The 13972-nt window shown below is 66.9% G+C and carries 11 protein-coding genes; 2 read left to right on the forward strand and 9 right to left on the reverse strand.

The genetic code is table 11. The features are described 5' to 3' along the window. The first annotated feature begins 26 nt into the window (after window positions 1-26). A complete protein-coding gene (locus E3227_RS10465; protein ID WP_144318421.1) occupies window positions 27-704 on the forward strand; it encodes an NAD(P)H-binding protein in 678 nt (225 codons plus the stop codon). Here E3227_RS10465 and E3227_RS10470 read toward each other — a convergent pair. Genes E3227_RS10470 through rho form a run of 5 tightly spaced genes read right to left on the reverse strand, consistent with a single transcriptional unit; the run spans window position 688 to window position 6364 of the window. Continuing rightward, window positions 688-1836, reverse strand: a complete 1149-nt coding sequence (locus E3227_RS10470) for an MraY family glycosyltransferase (protein ID WP_144318422.1) — start codon at window positions 1834-1836, stop codon at window positions 688-690. The genes E3227_RS10465 and E3227_RS10470 overlap by 17 nt on opposite strands. After that, the gene (locus E3227_RS10475) at window positions 1837-2496 is read right to left on the reverse strand and encodes an L-threonylcarbamoyladenylate synthase (RefSeq protein WP_144318423.1); all 660 of its coding nucleotides are present in this window, start codon (window positions 2494-2496) and stop codon (window positions 1837-1839) included. 25 nt (window positions 2497-2521) lie between these two features. Beyond that, window positions 2522-3373, reverse strand: coding sequence for a peptide chain release factor N(5)-glutamine methyltransferase (gene prmC, locus E3227_RS10480; RefSeq protein ID WP_144318424.1), 852 nt, complete (start codon window positions 3371-3373; stop codon window positions 2522-2524). Beyond that, window positions 3360-4433 (reverse strand): peptide chain release factor 1, encoded by a 1074-nt coding sequence (gene prfA / locus E3227_RS10485; RefSeq protein ID WP_136652582.1) that lies wholly within the window; start codon window positions 4431-4433, stop codon window positions 3360-3362. Before prfA ends, prmC begins: the two co-directional genes overlap by 14 nt. Next, window positions 4433-6364: a transcription termination factor Rho gene (rho, locus tag E3227_RS10490; protein WP_144318425.1), complete on the reverse strand. Its 1932-nt coding sequence runs from the start codon at window positions 6362-6364 to the stop codon at window positions 4433-4435. The genes prfA and rho overlap by 1 nt, the downstream gene beginning before the upstream one ends. Window positions 6365-6734: 370 nt before the next feature. Here rho and E3227_RS10495 point away from each other — a divergent pair, with 370 nt between their 5' ends. Beyond that, window positions 6735-8462 carry a long-chain fatty-acid--CoA ligase gene (locus tag E3227_RS10495; RefSeq protein WP_144318426.1) on the forward strand — a complete coding sequence of 576 codons (1728 nt, stop codon included), beginning with the start codon at window positions 6735-6737 and terminating at the stop codon, window positions 8460-8462. A gap of 83 nt (window positions 8463-8545) precedes the next feature. Here E3227_RS10495 and thrB read toward each other — a convergent pair whose 3' ends face one another. From thrB to argS, 4 genes are read right to left on the reverse strand one after another with little or no spacing between them, the layout of a single operon-like run. Further along, on the reverse strand, window positions 8546-9475 hold the full coding sequence (gene thrB / locus E3227_RS10500) for a homoserine kinase (RefSeq protein ID WP_136652585.1): 930 nt from the start codon (window positions 9473-9475) through the stop codon (window positions 8546-8548). A gap of 15 nt (window positions 9476-9490) precedes the next feature. Next, window positions 9491-10843 carry a homoserine dehydrogenase gene (locus tag E3227_RS10505; protein WP_144318427.1) on the reverse strand — a complete coding sequence of 451 codons (1353 nt, stop codon included), beginning with the start codon at window positions 10841-10843 and terminating at the stop codon, window positions 9491-9493. Between the two features lie 60 nt (window positions 10844-10903). After that, the gene (gene lysA, locus E3227_RS10510) at window positions 10904-12250 is read right to left on the reverse strand and encodes a diaminopimelate decarboxylase (protein WP_144318428.1); all 1347 of its coding nucleotides are present in this window, start codon (window positions 12248-12250) and stop codon (window positions 10904-10906) included. After that, window positions 12251-13903 (reverse strand): arginine--tRNA ligase, encoded by a 1653-nt coding sequence (gene argS, locus E3227_RS10515; protein ID WP_144318429.1) that lies wholly within the window; start codon window positions 13901-13903, stop codon window positions 12251-12253. Window positions 13904-13972: the final 69 nt, after the last annotated feature.

Here is a 13972-nt window from a genome sequence, read left to right on the forward strand (position 1 = left end):
AGAACATACTCGTTATAGGAGGACATATGACTAACAAAGCAGCTAACCATTCCACCGTCGCGATCATTGGCGCACACGGCAAGGTTGCACGCCTTGCCATCCCGCAGCTCGTGAAGCGCGGTTTTAAGGTTGCCGGGATTATCCGCAACCCGGAGCACTCCGCGGATATCGAGCAGGCCGGGGCGCAGCCGGTCGTCTTCGACGTCGAGGGCCAGAGCGCGGACGCGATGGCGGAGTTGATGCGCAGCTCGGGCGTCGACACGCTCGTGTGGGCCGCTGGCGCTGGTGGCGGCAACCCGCAGCGGACCTGGGCGGTCGACCGCGACGCGGCGATTCGCGCTATCGATGCCGCGCGCGAGGCGGGTGTCGGCCATATCGTGATGGTCTCCTACTTCGGCGCGGGCGAGGACCACGGCGTGCCCGAGGACCACAGCTTCTACCCCTACGCCCAGGCGAAGACCGAAGCCGATGCCCACCTAGCCGCATCCGGGGTGAGCTATACCCTCCTGCGACCGAGCAAGCTTATCGACGCCCCCGCCACCGCACAGATCGACGCCGACGCGTCCGAGGGGTCCGAGGTGAGCCGCGCCAACGTCGCTCACGCGATTGCGGCCGCCGTCGCCAACCCGCCAGCAGGGTCGCGAACGGTGGAGTTCAACGACGGCTCCACCCCGGTCGATGAGGTTTTTAGCGCGTCACGCTAGCCGCGCTGCGGCGCCCCCGCATCAACGGCACCGCGGTCAGCGCGGCGGCGCCGACGACGGCCACAACCGTCATCGCCAGCGCGATCCCGGCTGGCGCGATGGAAAAGCTCACGGCGCCAAACGCGACCGCGCTGACCCAGGCGTACAGCACGAGCACGGTGCGCCTGTGCGTGTGGCCGAGCGCTAAAAGCCGGTGGTGGATGTGGCCGGCGTCGGCAGTCGTGGGGCTTTGCCCCTTGGCCGCGCGGCGGATCACCGCCCAGACCAGGTCGATGACGGGAAGTGCCACCGCGGCCAGCACCACCATCACGGGGCTGATCAGCGCGATGAAGTCGGCGGCGCCGTAGAGCGAGAGGTTGATCTTACCCGACGCGGAAATAGAGGCCGCCGCCAGCAGCAATCCGATGAGCATGGCGCCGGAATCCCCCATGAAGATGCGCGCGGGCTCGAAGTTGTGCGGTAGGAACCCCGCGCAGATCCCGACGAGGCCGGCGCAGATGATCGCCGGCGGGTAGGCCGACACGGCGCCGCCCTGGTCGTGCAGGATGGTCAGCGAGTACAGCAGGATCGCGCCGCCGGCGATCATGCCCAGGCCCGCGGCAAGGCCGTCGATGCCGTCGACAAAGTTCACGGCGTTGACCAGCACGACGGTAAACAGCGAGGCCACCATCATCCCCTGGACCTGGTCAAGGATGAAGGTGGTGCCGGAGCCGAAGGGGACGAAAAAGACCGTAAACGTCAGCCCCAGAAAGCTCATCAGCACCGCCGCGAAGCACTGCCCAAGGAACTTGGTTGCCGCGCCGAGCTCGTAAAGGTCGTCGACAAGCCCGACGACGACGATGGCGAACGCGCCGGCGAGCACCGCCGTCATCTCGGGCGTGACGGGCGCGAAGCCGCGGGTCAGCGCGGGGAGCTGCTGGGCGAGGAACACCGCGGAGACGAACCCGGTGAACATTGCTAGCCCACCGAGCGACGGCGTGGGCTGCGTGTGCACGTCACGGGTGCGGATCTCGGCGATTCGGCCCGTGCGCACGAGAACGGAGCGCACGACTCCCGTCGCAAGGTACGTTATTGCCGCGGCGACGAGCAGGACTAGACCCAGCTCGCGCAGCGGCACTCCGGCGCCGCCCACTTATGTCCTCCGGAGGCTCTCCGGGTCAAGGTTTAAGACTTCACCGATGCGCTCGGCGCTGATCGCTCCGTTGCGCAGGATCACCGGGCTGGGCCCTGAGATGTCGATAATTGTCGATGGCTCCCCCACCGTCGCTCGCCCGCCGTCGAGGTAGACGGGCACGGCGTTGCCGAACTGCTGCCGCGCGGCAGACGTGGTCACGGGCGGCACGTTGCCGGTGAGATTGGCCGAGGACACGCCCATCGGCCCGACCTCGCGCAAAAGCTCGATCGCCAACGGCTGGTTCGGCATGCGCAGAAGGACGGTACCTCGGGTATCGCCGAGGTTCCAAGGCAGCGACGGGGCCTCGGGCACGACGATGGACAGCCCGCCCGGCCAGAACGCCTCCACCAGCGTTTGCGCGGTGTCGGTGAACTCGCGCACCAGCCCCTGAATCGTGGACCAGGAGCCAACGAGGACGGGCACCGGCATATCGGGCCCGCGGCGCTTCGTGGCCAGCAGTTTGGCCACCGCGTCGTTGTTGAAGGCGTCGCAGCCGATGCCGTAGACCGTGTCCGTCGGCATGACCACGCACTGGCCCGCGCGGATGGCGTCTACCGCCGCCTTGATCCCGTCGGTACGCCCCGCCGGGGTGAGGCAGTCGTAGGTCTGGCTTGCCATAGTGCTCCTTCGTAAATGGTCGCGTTTAACGCTTCACTTTACTCGCGGTGACAAACCTAGCCCGCCCGGTGAGGTCGTCGAGGGGCTCGACATCGCTAAATGCTCCGCTAGCTGCGAGGACATCTTGGACGAGCTGCGAGGTCGTGTCGTCGTGCTCGATGCCAAGCGCCCCGCCTGGGGCGAGGAGGCGCGCCGCAACCGGCACGAGCCCGCGGATCGCGTCCATCCCGTCGGCTCCGGAAAACACCGCCTCGTAGGGGTCGTGGTGGACCTCGGCGCCGACATCTGGGCCGTGCGGCACATACGGCGGGTTCGAGACCACCAGGTCAACCCTGCCCTCAAGCTCGGACAGCAGCGCGGGGTCGGTCATGTCCCCCGCCACGACGTCTACGTTGACGCCGAGCCGCTCAGCGTTCGCGCGCGCGTATCGACGCGCCGTCGCCGACGCCTCGACTGCGGTCACGCGGGCGTCGTCACGCGCGTGCGCGATGTAGATAGCGAGCGCGCCGGAGCCGGTGCCGAGGTCAACAACGACAGGCGCGCTCGCCCCGGTCAGGCGGCGCACCGCCCAGTCCGCGAGGATTTCGGTTTCCGGGCGCGGGATGAACACCCCGGGCCCGACCGCGAGCTCGAGCGGGCCGAACGGGGCGCGGCCAGTGATGTGCTGCAGCGGCTCGCGCGCGGCCCGGCGCCTAATTGCCTCGGCGAATCTCACCTGAAAGTTGGGCGCCGGCTCGGTGGAGTTCACGGCGAGCGGGGCGACGTCGAGAAGCCATGCGGCGAGCAGGCGCGCGTCGACCTCGGGCGTGTCCACCCCCGCGGCGCGCAGCATGTGCGCACCTCGGGCAACGAGCTCGCGCGTCTTACTCTGCCTCAAGGCGCTCCTGGCGCTCGTGCTTCTGCAGCGCGGCGATGAGCTCGTCCATGTTGCCGTCGAGCACGGAGTCGAGGTTGTTGGCCTTGTAGTTGATGCGGTGATCCGAGATGCGGTTCTCCGGCCAGTTGTAAGTGCGGATGCGCTCGGAGCGGTCCATCGTGCGCACCTGGCTGGCGCGCCCTTCGGCCGCCTCCGCGTCCGCCTTCTCGCGCTCGAGCTGGTCGAGACGGGCCTGCAGGACCTGCATCGCACGGGCGCGGTTCTGAATCTGCGAGCGCTCGTTCTGGCAGGTCACCACGATATTCGTCGGTAGGTGCGTGATGCGCACGGCCGAGTCGGTGGTGTTGACACCCTGGCCGCCCTTGCCGGAGGAACGGTAGACGTCGACACGCAAATCCTTCTCGTCGATGTCGACAGAGGCCACTTCCTCCGCCTCGGGGAAGACGTAGACGCCGGCAGCCGAGGTCTGGATGCGGCCCTGGGACTCGGTCACTGGGATGCGCTGCACGCGGTGCACGCCGCCCTCGAACTTCAGCTTCGACCACGCGCCATCGCGCGACGGCGTCTTGGACTTGACGGCCACGGTCATGTCCTTGGCGCCACCCAGGTCCGACTCGGCGAGGTCCAGGACCTCCCAGCTCAGGCCGTGCTTCTCGCAGTACTTCTGGTACATGCGGGCCAGATCACCGGCGAACAGGGCGGCCTCTTCGCCGCCCGCGCCGGCCTTGATCTCCATGATGATGTCGTCACCGTCGTGCTCATCGCGCGGCGCGAGAAGGTCAGCGAGCTCCTCCTCGAGGCGCGCGATGTCGCCCTCAAGGCGCTCCGCCTCCTCGGCGAACTCCTTGTCCTCGCTCGCCATCTCGCTGGCGGCCTCGAAGTTCTCCCGCGCCTCGCTCAGCTCGTTGTAAACGTTGATGATCGGCTGCAGCTCCGCGTAGCGCTTCGACAGCTTGCGGAACTGCTCCTGGTCGCCCGCGACATCCGGGTCGCCCATCTGGGCTTGGATGCCCTCGTACTCGGAGACGTAATCGTCGACAATGGAAACTTCGCCCGCCATCAGAGGTATTCCTCCTCGTTCTGGTCAGCCGCCATCGGCGCCGACTGCGCGACACCCATGAGGAACTCGCCGTTGGACTTCGTCTTCTTCAGCTGCTTGATCAGCATGTCGATGGACTGCTGCGGGTCGAGCGCGGAGAGGATGCGGCGCAGCTTGTGCATGATGCGCGCCTCCTCCGGTGCCAGCAGGAGCTCGTCCTTGCGGGTGCCGGAAGGGTTGACGTCCACAGCCGGGAAGACGCGGCGCTCTGCGATCTTGCGATCGAGCTTGAGCTCGGCATTGCCCGTGCCCTTGAACTCCTCAAAGATCACGGTGTCGCCGGCGGAACCCGTCTCCACCATCGCCGTGGCGATGATCGTCAGCGAGCCGCCCTCCTCGATATTGCGCGCGGCACCCAGGAAACGCTTCGGCGGGTACAGCGCATTGGAGTCGACACCACCGGACAGGATGCGGCCCGACGCCGGCGAGGAGTTGTTGTACGCGCGGCCGAGGCGGGTGATCGAGTCGAGCAGGACGACGACGTCTTGGCCCATCTCCACCAGGCGCTTGGCGCGCTCGATGGCCAGCTCAGCGACGGCGGTGTGCTCTGACGGCGGGCGGTCGAACGTCGAGGAAATGACCTCGCCCTTAACCGAGCGCTGCATGTCGGTGACTTCCTCGGGGCGCTCGTCGACAAGCACGACCATGAGGTAGCACTCCGGGTTGTTCGTGGCAATCGCGTTCGCGATGTTCTGCATGATCGTCGTCTTGCCGGCCTTCGGCGGGGAGACGATCAGCGCGCGCTGGCCCTTACCCAGCGGCATGACCAGGTCGATCACGCGCGTGGTCAGTATGTTCGGCTCCGTCTCTAAACGCAGGCGCTGGTTCGGGTACAGCGGGGTGAGCTTGTGGAACTCCTTGCGCTGCTTCGCGTTCTCCGGGCTCATGGCGTTGACGGAATCGACGCGCACAAGCTGGTTGTAGCGCTGGCGGTTGCGTCCGTTGCCGTGGGAGTGGCTCTGGCCGTTGGCACGGACCTGGCCAATCACCGCGTCACCGGAGCGCAGGCCGTTCTGGCGCACCAGCTTGTTGTGGATGAACACGTCCGCCTGGCTGGCGCGGTAACCGGTGGTGCGAACAAAGGCGGTGTTATTGTCCACTACGTCGACGATGCCGGCAACTTCCTGCAGGTCCTCAGGGTTGAAGTCCTGGTTGTTGTTGCGGTTGTTATCCCGGTTGTCCCTGTTGTCGTCGCGGCCGTTGCGGTTGCGGTTGCGACGGTTGCGGCGACCGCGGCGGTTGCCGTCGTCGTTGGACTGGTTGTCCCGGTTGCGGTCGTCGTTGCCGTGGTTGCGGTTGTTGTTGCGGCTATCGCGGCTGTCGCGGTTGTCGCCGCGATCATCCCGGTTGTCGCGGTTGTCCCCGTCGTGGTTGCGGTGGTTGTCGCGGTTATCGTCCTGCGCGTTGTTGCCGTCTTCGTTGTCGTGGGAGCCCTCGTTCGACCCCTCGCCACCGCTGTTACGGGCGCGGTTGCGACGTGCCCGGCGCGCCGCAGATCGCGACTCGTAGCGCTGCTCGTCCTGCGAGGAGTTGTCCTGCGAGGAGCTGTCCTGGCCGCGGCGCTCGTCCTCGGAACCGGAGTTGTCGGCGTTGTTAGCGCCCGAGTTGTCAGCGCCTGCGTTATCGGCCTCGGCTGCACCGCCGGCCCGTCGGGTCGCGCGGCGGCGGGGGGCGGCAGCCTCGGCCGCCTCCTCCGGCGCCGCCGCTGAAGCCCGCTTCGGCACCTCACCGGTGGTGATAGCCTGGATCAGGTCGCCCTTGCGCAAAGCGGAAATGCCCTTCAGACCCTTCTCTGCGGCCAGCTTGCGCAGCTCAGGGAGCTTCATTGTCGCCAGGTCTTGGTGGTCATTGCCTTGCGTAGCGCCGTGTGCAGCATTGCCCGTGTCGGTCACGAATGTCCTTTCGTCGCTTCGTGCACGGCAGCAGCGCCCGTAGAAGAGCCACCGTGCCGGGCCTGCGCACAATCTGCGCGGGCTGTGAAGCTTTCGTGTGCAGTTTGATCTGTGCTTATCTCACGCGGGCTGCGCGTTTTCTCTAAAAAGGTGTAGCCCGTGTTTGCCCCTACGTCAGCTTTGATAGCGCGAAACGGTGTACTCGCACGAATGAAGAAGGCGAAGTGTACGTGGGGAAGACCGTGTACCCGTCAATTAAGTGAAACGAGTGTGCCCGCAGATGCCGCGGCGATCTTGACGCTGATTGTAACCCATCGGCGCGACACGAGAGGGATTCAGCCCCTCTTTCGGCCGCGCTAGAGTAGTGATCATGCTTTCCACCATGCAGGAGGTGCCGTTTTCCGTCGCCCGGATTCTCACCTACGGGCAGACGATTCACTCAACCACCCGCGTTACCACGTGGCGTTCCGGGGAGGCAGAGGAATCCTCGTTCGCGGCGATCGGCGCCCGCGCCGCGGCTTTCGCGCACGCGCTTCACGACGACCTCGGGATCACAGGCGACGAACGCGTGGCCACGTTGCTGTACAACTGCGCTGAGCACCTTGAGGTGATGTTCGCGGTGGCGTCGAAAGGCGCCGTGTTCACCCCGGTGAATATCCAGCTTGTTGAGGACCAAATCGCGTACGTGATCAACCACTCCGAGGCCCAGGTCATCGTCGCCGACCCGCGCCTTGCGGACAAGCTCGGCCGCGTGCTCGAGCTATGCCCGCTCGTGACCGCGGTGTGCTTCACCGGTACCGAGTTCCCCGCCTCGCTCGCCGCGGCACTGCCCGAGGGCATCGACGTGCACAACTACGAGTCGCTTCTCGACGGCCGCTCTACCGTCTACGACTGGCCCGAGCTGCCAGAAAACACCGCCGCAGCGCTGGTCTACTCCACCGCGACGACGGGCGCTCCCAAGGGCGTGGCCTATTCCCACCGCTCCATCTGGCTGGAGGCAATGGGGCTGCGCGCCACCGATTCGATGGCGATCACCCACGGCGAGACGTTTTTGTGCGGCATCCCCATCTACCACGTGATGAGCTGGGGCGTTCCGTTTGCCGCCTTCCTCGTGGGCACCCCGCTGGTGCTGCCCGATTCGGACGTCTCTGCCCCAACGCTCGCGGCTCTGATCGCTGCGACGCACCCGCGCGTCGCGCACGGCGTGCCCACCCTGTGGATCCAACTGATCATCCACTACTCCTCAAACCCACCGGAGCGCATGAGCCTGACCGAGATCTTCGTGGGCGGCTCCCCCGCGCCGCCGGCGCTGATCAAGGTGTGGGAGGAGCGCTACGGCGTCGACGTCATCCACGTCTGGGGTATGACGGAGACCTCCACGGTGGGCACGGTGGCGCGCCCGCCGTCGGGCGTGTCCGGTGAGGCCCGCTACGCCTTCCGCGTCTCCCAGGGCCGCTTCGCCCCGTGGCTGGAATACCGGGTGGTTAACGACGGCAAGGTGATGTCGTCGACGGACCGCTCCCAAGGTGAGATCCAGGTGCGCGGCAACATGGTCGCGGCCTCCTACTACCGCTCCCCCACCCAGGACGCCGGGGAGATCGCCGGCGAATTCCGCGGCGAACAGGTCACCGACGCCCGCGAGGCGTTTACCGCCGACGGGTGGCTGCGCACCGGCGACGTGGGCACGGTGACCAACGACGGCTTTATGACGCTCTACGACCGCGCCCGCGACGTCATCCGCTCCGGCGGCGAGTGGATTTATTCGGCGCAGGTGGAAAACCTGATCATGGAGGCCGACGAGGTCATCGAGTGCGCCGTGATTGGCTACCCGGACCCGCAGTGGGGCGAGCGGCCCCTGGCGATCACGGTGCTCGTTCCCGACGCCGCGCCCACCGCCGAGACCGCGGCGCGGCTGCGCAAGCAGCTGTCGAAGCTCTTACCGAGGTGGATGGCCCCGGAATACTGGACGTTCGTGTCCTCCATTGACAAGACGTCGGTGGGCAAGTTTGACAAGAAGGACCTGCGTAAGCACTTGGCGAACGACCGCTTCGACATCATCGCGCTGCCCGGGCCGGGAAACCGAAACCCTCACGCCTAAACCCGGGTGGGTCAACATAGGCCGTTTCCGCGTAAACCCAGGGCAAGTTGTCTGCGTCCGGGTTTACGGCGAAGGGGGAAACGCTACACCCGGCTCAGCGTGGCGCTTGCCGGCCCAGCGATCTCCAGGTCGACTACACGCAGACCGGCCTCGCGCGCGCCGTCAAGGATCTTCTCCGGGATTGGCTCTGTGCTCAGCACCATCGCCGTGGGCCCCGCCCCCGACAGGTAGGCGGCGAAACCGCGGTTGCGCAGGTGGTTGACCCATTCCGCGGTGACCGGCAGCACGTCGGCGCGGTACGGCTGGTGCAGGCGGTCGCGCGTTCCCTCCCACAGAAGTTCGGGGTGGTGCTGGATCGCCACCGTCATCACGGCGGTGCGTGAGACGTTGAAGCGGGCGTCGGTATGCGTCACGTGGCTCGGCAGCACCTGGCGCACCGCGTCGGTGGAGGCGTGGAAGTCCGGCACGAAGGCAGTCGCGCGTATCGACGGATGCACCCCCACGCCCACCGCGCGGTAGGTCGTGTCGGTCACCCCGTCGACGGGAACGTCGGTCCACGACACCACGGCGCCGCCGAGAACCGAGGCGGCGGCGTTGTCGGGGTGGCCCTCGAACGCCGAGGACAGCTGCACTACCGCCGCGCTGTCGAGCGGGTCTTCGGCCAGGGCGTTGGCGGCAACGACGCCGGCGACGGCGGCCGATGCGGACGAGCCCAGCCCGCGCGACTGCGGGATCTCGTTGTGGCACACCACGCGCAGGCCCGGCGCCTCGACGCCGGCTGCCTCGAACCCGGAGTTAATGGCCTTGACCACCAAGTGGGAGGAGTCGCGCGGCAGATCGTCGGCGCCCTCGCCGAAGATCTCGATCTCGAGCCCGGAGGCGATGGTTTCCACCTCGACGGTGTCGTAGATGCCCAGAGCGATGCCGAGCGTGTCAAAGCCCGGCCCCAGGTTTGCGGAGGATCCGGGCACGGTGACGGTGGCTTTGAGGCCGACGGGAAGAGCGGTGGGCATGGGGACTTTCTTGGGTTAGGCGTCGAGGCGGATGACGGAGTTGATGGCTTGGACGTCGGCGTGGTTGGTCAGGGCGTCGACAATCTCGCTCAGCGTGCGCTCCTGCGCGGCGTGGGTGACCACGATCAGGTGCGCGCCGTCGTCGGATTCCTCCTGGCGCACGGCGGAGAGCGAGATCCCAGCCTGGGAGAACATGCGCGCGAGGTCGGCAAGCACGCCGACGCGGTCGTTGACGGTCATGTTGATGTGGTAGCGCGAGTGCACCTCGCCGAAGCCGACGACCTCGTAGTTGGCGTAGGGGTTTTCCGCCGGGGCGCGTCCTCCGTGGACCTTGTTGCGCGCGGCGCCGACCAGGTCGCCGAGCACGGCGGAGGCGGTCGGCGCGCCGCCGGCGCCGTTGCCGTAGAACATCAGCCGGCCCGCGGCCTCCGCCTCGACGAAGATCGCGTTGTAGGACTTATCGACGCTCGCCAGCGGGTGGTCGTTGGCCACGAGCGTCGGATGGACGCGGGCGTTGACGCCAACGGTGTTGCCGGTGTCGTCAAGCAGGCGCTCGCAGATCGCGAGCAGCTTGATCGTCTCGTTCGACTGCTTCGCCGCCTCGATGTCGTCGGCGGTGATTTTCGTGATCCCCTCACAGTAGACGTCGTCGTAGGTCACGCGGGTGTGGAAGCCCATCGAGGCCAAGATCGCGGCTTTGGACGCCGCGTCGTGGCCCTCGACGTCCGCGGTGGGGTCGGCCTCCGCGTAGCCCAGGCGGGTTGCCTCGGCGAGCGCGTCCTCGTAGCTCATGCCGCTGGTGGCCATGGCGTCGAGGATGAAGTTGGTCGTGCCGTTGACAATGCCGGAGATGCGCTGGACCTGGTCGCCTGCGAGCGAGCGGCGCAGCATGCCGACGACGGGGATCGCGGCGGCGACGGCCGCCTCGTAGTAGAGGTCGACACCGGCGGCGTTGGCGGCGTCGGAAAGCTCGTCGGCGTGCGCCGCGACGAGCGCCTTGTTGGCGGTCACGACGGACTTGCCGTTCTTCAAAGCCTCGAGCACGAGCTCGCGCGGGTACTCGATGCCGCCAATGAGCTCCACGACGACGTCGACATCGTCGCGGTCGATCAGCTCGCGGGCGTTGTCGGTGAGGTAAATCCCGTCGACCTCGGGGGCGTCCTTGTGTTTATCCAGGTTGGATACCGCGACGCCGCGCACCTCAATCGGGCCGCCGATGCGGTGCTCAAGGTTGTCGGAGAATTCGGCGAGGAGTCGGAGCACCTCGGTGCCGACGGTGCCCTTGCCCAAGATGGCGACACCGACCGGCTCGCCGATGCCCTTGCCTGGGTAGTTTCCGTTGCGGCTCTCAGCGCTCGATACAGTCATAGTCCTTCGAAAATCCTTCGTCGTGTAGCAATGGTCTGCGGCCCAAGTGTACCGCTTTGTCTATAACGTGTAGGACAATCCCTCGTACTCCCGCGCGAGCAAGTCCTCGACCGTCTCGCGCTTGAGCATCGGCTTGGTGTGGCCGGCGCGCACCGCCACGACGGCCGGGCGGCCAAACGCGTTGTAGTTCGAGCTCATGGAATAGCAGTAGGCGCCGGTCGCGGCCAGCGCGATCAGGTCGCCGGTGGCGATGTCCTCGGGCCACATTGCGTCGTTAATTAAGATGTCGCCCGACTCGCAGTGCGAGCCAACCAGGCGGGTCGCGGTCTCGGGGGCGTCGACGAAGCGGTTGACCACCCGGCCATCGTAGGCGGAGTCGTACAGGGCGGGGCGGATGTTGTCGCTCATCCCGCCGTCGACGGCAATGTAGCGCCGCGTGGTGGTGTGCGAGGTGTGCACATCTTTGATCGTGCCCGCGCGGTACACGGTCACTGTCGACGGGCCCGCGATCGCGCGGCCGGGCTCGACAACCACCGTCGGGGCGGGGATCCCCAGCTCCGCGGCTACCTGGTCGACGCTGGAGAGCAGGTCGCGGGCGACGCCGGTGACGTCGAGAGGCTGCTCGTCGTCCACGTAGGCAATGCCGTAACCGCCGCCGAGATCGAGGTAGTCCAGCGCGACGTTGTTCTCCCGGTAGAGGGTCGCGTACAGGCCCAGCACGCGCTCGGCGGCGAGCTTGAAGCCCTCTGCGTCGAACACCTGGGAGCCGACGTGGCAGTGCAGACCCGCAAGCGTGAGGTTGGCCGCAGCGATGGCGTCGACGGCCGCCTTGTGCGCGGAGCCCGAGGCCAGCGACAGGCCGAATTTCTGGTCCTCGTGGCTGGTGGCGACGAACTCGTGCGTATGCGCGTCCACACCGGGCTTGACACGCACGAAAACCTCTTGGTTTGTGCCGAGCCGCCCACAGACGTCGTTGAGCTCGGCGAGTTCCTGGTGCGAGTCGATCACGACGTGGCCAACCCCGGACTCGGCGCAGAGGGTGAGGAAGGATTCCGACTTGTTGTTGCCGTGCACCGTAATGCGCTCGGGCGGGAAGTTGGCGGCCAGCGCGATGCGCAGCTCGTTTTCGGAGGCGACGTCGAGTGCCAGCCCCTCCTCGTCCACCCAGCGCGCGATCATGCGGGTCAAAAATGCCTTGGAGGCGTAGTGGACGTTTTCTGGCGCGCCGAACGCGGCCGCCATGTCGCGGCAGCGGGACCGGAAGTCGTCCTCGTCGACAACCATCACGGGCGTACCGTACTCCTCGGCGATCTCGGGAAGCGGCACCCCGGCGATGGTGACAACGCCGTCTTCCTGCCGCGCCACAGAGCGCGGCCACACGTGGGCGGGAAGGTCGTTGAAATCCATTTACATCCGCTCCGGTGCGCTGACGCCGAGCAGGTCAAGGGCGTTGGCCAGGACCTGGCGTGTGGCCATGGCCAGCGCGAGGCGCGCTTCGTGGATCGGCTCGGCGTCCTCGCCGGCCTTGGGCAGGATCTGGCGGGCGTCATAGAACTTGTGGAACGAGCTCGCCAGTTCCTCGACGTAGCGGGCCACGCGGTGCGGCTCGCGCAGCTCGGCCGCGGCTTGGACCACCGCCGGGTACTCGCCGAGAGTGCGGATCAGATCACCTTCCTTCTCGTGCGTCAAAAGCCCCAGGTCAGGCTCGGCGACGCTCACGCCCGCCTCAGAGGCGCGACGCGCGATCGAGCACAACCGCGCGTGGCCGTACTGAACGTAGTAGACGGGGTTGTCCGAGGACTGCCTCGTCCACAGGTCCAGATCGATATCGAGGGTCTGGTCTACCGAGGAGCGGGCCAGAGAATAGCGTGCACCGTCGACTCCGATGGCGTCGACGAGGTCTTCGAGGGTGATGATCGTGCCGGCGCGCTTGGACATTTTCACAGGCTTGCCGTTTCGTACAAGGTTGACCATCTGGCCGATGAGCACTTCCACTGCGTCCGCGTCGTAGCCGAGGGCCTGCGCCGCCGCGCGCAACCGGGCGATGTAGCCGTGGTGGTCCGCGCCGAGCATGTAAATGGCCAGTGTGTGGCCGCGATCGAACTTGTCGGCCACGTAGGCAATGTCACCGGCGATGTAGGCGGCGTCGCCGTCAGACTTGATCACCACGCGGTCCTTGTCGTCGCCGAAGCCGGTCGAGCGCAGCCACCACGCACCGTCGCTTTCGTACAGGTTGCCGTTGTCCTTGAGCGTGGCCACCGCCTTGTCCACGGCGCCAGATTCGAACAGCGAGTTTTCGTGGAAGTACACGTCGAACTCGACGCCAAAATCCCTCAACGAGCGCTTGATGTGGGCAAACATCATATCCACGCCCGCCGCGCGGAAGGTTTCCTGGACCTCGGCGTCCGTGCCCTCCAGCGCGCCTTCGTGCTTGTCAACGACCCCCGCAGCGATCTCGGAAATGTACGCGCCACCGTACCCGTCCTCCGGCGTGGGCTCGCCCTTGGCCGCGGCGACGAGCGAACGGGCAAAGCGGTCGATCTGGCCACCGTGGTCGTTGAAGTAGTACTCGCGGGTGACGTCTGCACCGGCGGCCTCGAGAACGCGGCCGAGGGAGTCACCCACCGCCGCCCAGCGGGTACCGCCCAGGTGGATCGGCCCGGTCGGGTTCGCGGAAACAAACTCCAGGTTGACTTTCTCGCCGGCGTAGATGTGGCAGCGGCCATAGTCCTGGCCCGCCTCCAAGATGTCGGCGACGAGCTTGCCCTGCGCGTCCGCAGCGAGGCGCAGGTTGATAAAACCGGGGCCTGCAACGTCGGCGCTGGCGATAGCCGGGTCGGTGGCGAGGGCGTCGACAAGCCAGCCCGCGAGCTCGCGGGGGTTGGTGCCGGCCCGTTTCGCCACCTGCAGGGCGATGTTAGTGGCGTAATCGCCGTGTTCGGGGTTGCGCGGACGCTCCACCGTCACGGTTTCGGGCACGACAGTCGCGTCGAGGTCGTGGTCGGTGAGAACGGTCGTGGTGGCCTGCCTGATGGCGGTCGCGAGGTCAGCTGGCGTCATGGGGAAACAGTCTAATTCAGGTGCCCGACATTATCGCCATGGGTGCCCGCCCTCGCCGCGCGCCTGCGC

Origin of the sequence: Corynebacterium sanguinis (assembly GCF_007641235.1) — a bacterium.
GTDB classification, from domain to species: Bacteria; Actinomycetota; Actinomycetes; order Mycobacteriales; family Mycobacteriaceae; genus Corynebacterium; species Corynebacterium sanguinis.

Coding starts and splice junctions, on each gene's coding strand:
- E3227_RS10465 (WP_144318421.1), top strand. CDS start 27: ATGACTAACAAAGCAGCTAACCATTCCACCGTCGCGATCATTGGCGCA.
- E3227_RS10475 (WP_144318423.1), bottom strand. CDS start 2,496: ATGGCAAGCCAGACCTACGACTGCCTCACCCCGGCGGGGCGTACCGAC.
- prfA (WP_136652582.1), bottom strand. CDS start 4,433: ATGGCGGGCGAAGTTTCCATTGTCGACGATTACGTCTCCGAGTACGAG.
- E3227_RS10495 (WP_144318426.1), top strand. CDS start 6,735: ATGCTTTCCACCATGCAGGAGGTGCCGTTTTCCGTCGCCCGGATTCTC.
- thrB (WP_136652585.1), bottom strand. CDS start 9,475: ATGCCCACCGCTCTTCCCGTCGGCCTCAAAGCCACCGTCACCGTGCCC.
- E3227_RS10505 (WP_144318427.1), bottom strand. CDS start 10,843: ATGACTGTATCGAGCGCTGAGAGCCGCAACGGAAACTACCCAGGCAAG.
- lysA (WP_144318428.1), bottom strand. CDS start 12,250: ATGGATTTCAACGACCTTCCCGCCCACGTGTGGCCGCGCTCTGTGGCG.
- argS (WP_144318429.1), bottom strand. CDS start 13,903: ATGACGCCAGCTGACCTCGCGACCGCCATCAGGCAGGCCACCACGACC.